Source organism: Lysinibacillus sp. GbtcB16 (assembly GCF_019091145.1).
GTDB lineage: Bacteria > Bacillota > Bacilli > Bacillales_A > Planococcaceae > Lysinibacillus > Lysinibacillus fusiformis.
The window spans coordinates 1-275 of the sequence record NZ_JAGXJV010000355.1; the positions used below are offsets into that span (position 1 = coordinate 1).

Genomic DNA, 275 nt, shown 5'->3' on the forward strand with positions numbered 1-275 from the left:
CCGGTTCGCATCGAGACGTTGCCGGCGATCCCGGTCAATATCGATATGGCCCCGTCGATATGCGAGGCAGCCCGTTTCAAGCGGTCAGGCTCCGGCTCTCCGAACAAATCGTTTAACAGAATCGGATCTCCTCCGCCATGGCCTCCGCTTCTTTCCTCAATCACGACCTCATACGCCTTCTGGAACATCGGCTGCACGGTCAGCTGCTTGTAGGAAAGAGCGCCTTCATCCTCCTTGGCCCCCGCCGAGTTGATGTACGAACGTTCCACGACCTT

The 275-nt window shown here is 57.8% G+C and carries 1 pseudogene; it reads right to left on the reverse strand.

Going from position 1 to position 275, the window contains the following annotated elements:
- Positions 1-275, reverse strand: a pseudogene (locus KVT27_RS24530) (gfo/Idh/MocA family oxidoreductase); the annotation flags it as partial.